This is a genomic window from Sandaracinobacter neustonicus (genome assembly GCF_006385875.1).
In the GTDB taxonomy this organism is placed as follows: domain Bacteria; phylum Pseudomonadota; class Alphaproteobacteria; order Sphingomonadales; family Sphingomonadaceae; genus Sandaracinobacteroides; species Sandaracinobacteroides neustonicus.
The window spans coordinates 1-3,342 of record NZ_VFSU01000027.1 but is presented as its reverse complement, the minus strand read 5'-3'; the positions used below and the strand labels follow the sequence as shown (position 1 = coordinate 3,342).

Annotated in this window: 2 protein-coding genes and 1 pseudogene; all 3 read left to right on the top strand. The window is 61.2% G+C overall.

Annotated features, from left to right (window positions below; genetic code table 11):
• Nucleotides 1–783, top strand: a pseudogene (locus FJQ54_RS17525) (TonB-dependent receptor); the annotation flags it as partial.
• Nucleotides 776–1,843, top strand: a complete 1,068-nt coding sequence (locus tag FJQ54_RS11510) for a TonB-dependent receptor domain-containing protein (protein ID WP_181160120.1) — start codon at nt 776–778, stop codon at nt 1,841–1,843. The pseudogene FJQ54_RS17525 and the gene FJQ54_RS11510, both read left to right, overlap by 8 nt.
• A gap of 66 nt (nt 1,844–1,909) precedes the next feature.
• A partial coding sequence (locus tag FJQ54_RS11505; protein WP_140928566.1) for an alpha-amylase family glycosyl hydrolase occupies nt 1,910–3,342 on the top strand: 1,433 nt, incomplete at its 3' end.

Genomic DNA, 3,342 nt, shown 5'->3' with positions numbered 1-3,342 from the left:
GAACTGCCGTTGGCGTGGGGCAATGGCGTGCCGCTGACCAACGCTGTGGTGGAGGATGGCGCGATCATTTCGGGCACTTTCTCCAACGTGAAGGCGGTGGTTCGCAACGATATCAAGAACCGCGACGCAGACCTGTTTTCCGCCGGCTGGAACGTAAGCGCAGGCAACGACGTGCTGCGCGCCACCTTCGACGTGAGTTACGCGCAGGTGGACCGCAAGGATCTGGATATCGAAAGCTATTCCGGCACCGGGCGCGGCTATCTGGAAGGCAGCACCTCTCGCGGGGCGACTGATACGATGCCCTTCGAAATGTCGGACAGGGGAGCAAGCTTCGGGCATTTGCTGGATTATGCCGATCCGGCGCTGATCCTGCTGACCAGTCCGCAGGGGTGGGGCGGGGACATTATCAACGGCGGGCAGGATGGTTATTACAACCGCCGTTCCGTGAAGGATCAGCTGCTGGGGCTGCGCTTTGGCGCGGAACGCGAGCTTGGCGGCATCTTTCGTTCGGCAGAGCTGGGCTTCAACTACAGCGGCCGGGTGAAGCGGCTGACGCCGGACGAATATTTCCTGGGGCTGCGGGCCAATACAGATGGCACCACCTCGGTACCCGTGCCCAGCGAACACCTCTATGACGGCGGCGCCGACATGAGTTTCCTGGGGATCGGGCGGACCATCGCCTATGATGTCCGGGGGCTGATCGACAGCGGCATCTACAATCTGGTGCGCAACCCGAACGCAGATGTTTCCACCAAGGGCTGGCGGGTGCGCGAGGATGTGTGACCGGTATCTGCAACTGAACATCGATGCCCCGCTGGGCAACAGTCGCCTCACGGGGAACGTCGGCGTGCAACTGGTCAACACCGACCAGCGCTCGGATGGTCTTGCTTCGTCAGGCACGGGCACCGGTGTCCAGAGCCTGCCGGTCTCGGATGGGGCCAGCTATCTCTATGCCTTGCCCACACTCAATCTGGTGGTCCGGGGCGAAAATGATTTCATCGCCCGCATGAGTCTGGGACGGCAGATGGCGCGGGCCCGGATGAACGAGATGCGGGCCAGCATCAATTTCAACTATAACGACGCGCAGGAGAATTGCGCAGTGCTCACCTGCTCGCCCTGGTCCGGCGATGGCGGCAACGCGCGGCTCCGGCCCTGGATTGCGGATTCAGTGGACGTGAGCCTCGAAAAATACTTCGGACGCGAGGCCTATGTGTCGGTCGCGGGCTTCTACAAGAAGCTGAAGACCTACATCTATGAGCAGAGCGTGCTTTATGATTTCACCGGCTTCCCGATCCGGGGCACGGAGGAACCGGTGCTTCGCGAAGGCTTTGTGAAAATCTGGTCCAATGGTGAGGGCGGCAACATCTATGGCTTTGAACTGACCGGTTCGCTGCCGTTCAGCACCTTTACACCGACACTGGAAGGCTTTGGGGTGCAGGGCAGCTACAGCTACACCGAAAGCAAGATCACGCCGAACCCCGGCGATCCGTCGCAGCCGCTGCCCGGGCTTTCGCGCCATGTGTGGAACGCCACGGGCTATTATGAGAAATCCGGCTTCTCGGTTCGCGGTTCCGTCCGGCACCGGTCCAGCTTCCTGGCTGAAACCAGGGGCTTCGGCGGCAGCCTGGAGCGGCGCTTCGCCAAAGGCGAGACCGTGGTGGATGCGCAGATCGGCTATGATTTCCAGCCGGGCTCGGCGCTTGAGGGCGTTTCCCTGTTGGCGCAGGCTTACAACCTGACCAACGAGCCGTTCAGCACCTACTATATCCCGGACGAGCGAGCAGTTCGGGATCATGAAAGCTATGGTCGGCGCTTCCTGTTCGGCGTGAACTACCGTTTCTGAAAGCGGGCGGATGACAATCGGGCAGATCGGCGGGAGAAATTCCGCCGAGTTTGAGGAGGGGCGGATATGAAAGGGTTGCTGGCCGCAACCGCGCTGATGGCAGGGCTTGCCTCCCCCGCCGCAGCACAGGGCTATCTGGATCGCGCGCCGAGCGATGAGCTGATCTACTTCCTGCTGCCGGACCGGTTCGAGAATGGCGATCACGCCAACGACCGGGGTGGAATCAAAGGCGGGCGGCTGGAGCATGGCTTCGATCCGACGGCTAAGGGCTTCTTCCTGGGCGGAGACCTGAAAGGCCTGACCAGCCGGCTGGATTATATCCAGGGCATGGGCGCGACGGCGATATGGTTGGGGCCGATCTATCGCAACAAGCCCGTGCAGGGCCCGAAGGGCGAGGAATCGGCAGGCTATCACGGCTATTGGATCACTGACTTCACCACCGTGGACCCGCATTTTGGAACGGAGGCCGATCTGAAAGCCTTCATTGCTGCAGCTCATGCACGCGGGATGAAGGTGTATCTGGACATCATCACCAACCACACAGCCGACGTGATTCAATATCGGGAATGCCCCGACACGGCCTGTAGTTATCGCAGCCGGGCAGATTATCCTTTCACCCGACGGGGCGGCCCGAACGGAGTGCCTATCAACGAACGCTTCCTGGGCGATGCCGCCGAGCATCAGACCGTTGAGAATTACACTCGGTTGACGGACCCGCGCTGGGCATACACCCCCTATTTGCCCAAGGGCGAAGAGAAGGTGAAAGTTCCAGGCTGGCTGAACGATCCCATCTATTACAACAATCGGGGCGACAGCAGCTTCAAGGGCGAAAGCTCCATCCTGGGCGACTTCGTGGGGCTGGACGATGTGATGACCGCCCATCCGCGTGTGGTGCGGGGCATGGTCGATATCTATGGAAGCTGGATCGACCGCTTCAAGGTGGACGGCTTCCGCATCGACACTGCACGCCATGTAAACCCTGAGTTCTGGCAAGCCTTCGTCTCCGCCATGCTGGAACGGGCCAGGGCGAACGGCATCCCGAATTTCCACATCTTCGGCGAAGTGCTGGATCCGGATGCGGGCAGCCTCGCGCGTTTCACCCATGTGGACCGCTTCCCGGCGGTGCTGGATTTCGCCTTCCAGTCCGCGGTGGAAAAGGTGGTGGCCGAAGGCGGGCCGCCCTCGGGGCTGACCCGGTTGTTCTATATGGACCCACTCTATGCCGGAGTGGAGGGCGCACCGCAGCAGCTGCCGACATTCCTTGGAAATCACGACATCGGCCGCTTTTCAACTTTCGTGCGCAAGGCCAACCCGGACGCCAGCGACGCCGAACAGCTGGCACGGGTGAAACTGGCCCATTCCATGTTGCTGTTGTTGCGTGGCGTTCCCACCATCTATTCCGGTGACGAGCAGGGGTTCGTGGGTGATGGCCATGATCAGGACGCGCGCGAACCGCTGTTTCCCAGCCAGGTCGCGGTCTATAACGACAATCGGCTGTT

What these genes read in the sequence shown, in the direction of transcription:
- FJQ54_RS11510 (WP_181160120.1), top strand. Translation starts at nt 776, where the DNA reads ATGTGTGACCGGTATCTGCAACTGAACATCGATGCCCCGCTGGGCAAC.